Origin of the sequence: Pseudomonas sp. HY13-MNA-CIBAN-0226 (assembly GCF_040310305.1) — a bacterium.
GTDB classification, from domain to species: domain Bacteria; phylum Pseudomonadota; class Gammaproteobacteria; order Pseudomonadales; family Pseudomonadaceae; genus Aquipseudomonas; species Aquipseudomonas gregormendelii.
Window position 1 is genome coordinate 1 of record NZ_JBEOPS010000200.1, and the last position, 278, is coordinate 278.

The 278-nt window shown below is 42.1% G+C and carries 1 protein-coding gene; it reads right to left on the minus strand.

Features of this window, described 5'->3' with window-relative positions; translation table 11 throughout:
• Positions 1-278, minus strand: a 278-nt coding sequence (locus tag AAEZ05_RS28400; protein WP_350649909.1) for a DEAD/DEAH box helicase, incomplete at both ends; no start/stop codon positions are given.

A 278-nucleotide genomic window follows, 5' to 3' on the forward strand; every position in this document is an offset into this window, starting at 1 on the left:
CTCTTCTTCTACCTTAACCATTACTGGATTGCTAAGCACACGCTTTGCAACAGCTTCTATTGCACGTGGAAACGTAGCGCTAAATAGTAATGTTTGGCGGTTAGTAGGAATGCGCTCAATAATTGCATCTAAGGTATCTTGAAAACCCATATCTAGCATTTGGTCGGCTTCATCTAATACGAGCGTTTCTACATCATCTAAACGCAAAGTACCTTTACGAATATGATCGTCAACTCGCCCCGGTGTACCAACAATAATATGTGCGCCATGTTCTTGTG